This is a genomic window from Mesorhizobium sp. M1A.F.Ca.IN.020.06.1.1 (genome assembly GCF_004023265.1).
In the GTDB taxonomy this organism is placed as follows: domain Bacteria; phylum Pseudomonadota; class Alphaproteobacteria; order Rhizobiales; family Rhizobiaceae; genus Mesorhizobium.
Genome location: NZ_RZSR01001288.1, coordinates 1 through 1,301, shown reverse-complemented (window position 1 = coordinate 1,301; position 1,301 = coordinate 1). Strand labels below are relative to the sequence as shown.

The following is a 1,301-nucleotide window of genomic DNA, read 5'->3' as shown; positions in this document are numbered from 1 at the left end:
GCCCAAGCCCTCCGCTGGAGAGCACACAGTCACCTCGCGCGCCGTTAGTACCGGAGGGCAGGTCCAACCCGCAATGGACGATCCCGTCATCGCCAAGAAGCACACTTACTGGGAAAGCAACGGTCAGGTGACGCGACGCATTGCCATTCACTGATCGGCGGAAGCCCATCAAACCTCTGACATCGATGTGACCCCATGCTTTTGGCATGGGGTCATGACGTCGATCGGGTGGCGACCCACGCGGGAGAACGCCTCTGCCGGCGGGTTGAGCCGCCTTATGGCATCATCCTGGCCTGATGGGCGCTCATCGGAGCCATGTTCAGGTTGAGATGGGCCATGATCCAGACCGAGCCGATCACGACCAGCGCGACGATCAGCACGCCGAAGGCGAGCGCGAGCACGTTGTTGGTGTTGTCGGGCCCGGTGGTCAGGTGCAGGAAGAAGACCAGATGCACGCCCATCTGCGCGATCGCCAGCACCACGAGGGCCGAGATCACCGCCGGCTGGTAGATCAGGCCGGTCTGCGCGGCGAGGAAAGAGGCGATGGTCAGCAGGATCGCGAGGCCGAAGCCGAGCAGGTAGCCCGACAGCCCTCCCGCCAGTTCGTGCTCGGTGATGCGCTCCTCGCCCGGCGCCGAATCGCGGCGGTCGAGTTCCTCGTCGGTCCGGCTGTCGATGTCGCTCATGGCGACGCTCCCAAGAGATAGACCAGGGTGAAGATGGCGACCCAGATAATGTCGAGGGCGTGCCAGAACAGGCCGAAGCAGTGGAGCCGGCGCAGTATCTCCGGCCGGAAGCCCTTCACCCAGAGCTGCGCCATCATGGTGCCGAGCCAGAGCAGGCCGAGCCCGACATGGGTGCCGTGGCAGCCGACAAGGGCGAAGAAGGCTGACAGGAAGGCGCTGCGCGAAGGGCCTGCCTGCTCGCTCGCCATCACCGCGAATTCCTGCACCTCCAGGAACAGGAAGGCAGCGCCGAGCAGGCCGGTGACCAGAAGCCAGAACTGGGTGGCGGCCATCGACCGGCGCTGCGTCGCGAGCGTCGCCAGCCCCCCGGTGAAGCTCGATGTGAGCAGAAGCCCCGTTTGCGCCGCAACGCGCGGCAGCTCGAACAGCTCCTTGCCGGATGGCCCGCCGGCGGTCGCCGTCGACAGGACCGCATAAGCGGCGAAGAAAGCCGAGAACATGATGATGTCGGACAAGAGGAAGATCCAGAACCCGTAGGCCACCGTGACGAACTTCGAGGCCGGGCCGCCCTGGCCGTGGCCGGTCGCCGAGAGCAGGCCATGGCCGTGTCCCGCA

At 65.8% G+C, this 1,301-nt stretch carries 2 protein-coding genes and 1 pseudogene; 1 reads left to right on the top strand and 2 read right to left on the bottom strand.

Going from position 1 to position 1,301, the window contains the following annotated elements:
- Window positions 1-154: pseudogene (locus EOA60_RS39965) on the top strand (sulfite oxidase); the annotation flags it as partial.
- A gap of 121 nt (window positions 155-275) precedes the next feature.
- Here EOA60_RS39965 and cyoD read toward each other — a convergent pair.
- Both cyoD and EOA60_RS33340 read right to left on the bottom strand, forming a co-directional pair.
- The gene (gene cyoD, locus EOA60_RS33345; protein WP_095778315.1) at window positions 276-686 is read right to left on the bottom strand and encodes a cytochrome o ubiquinol oxidase subunit IV; all 411 of its coding nucleotides are present in this window, start codon (window positions 684-686) and stop codon (window positions 276-278) included.
- On the bottom strand, window positions 683-1,282 hold the full coding sequence (locus EOA60_RS33340; RefSeq protein WP_128312637.1) for a cytochrome (ubi)quinol oxidase subunit III: 600 nt from the start codon (window positions 1,280-1,282) through the stop codon (window positions 683-685). The genes cyoD and EOA60_RS33340 overlap by 4 nt, the downstream gene beginning before the upstream one ends.
- Window positions 1,283-1,301: the final 19 nt, after the last annotated feature.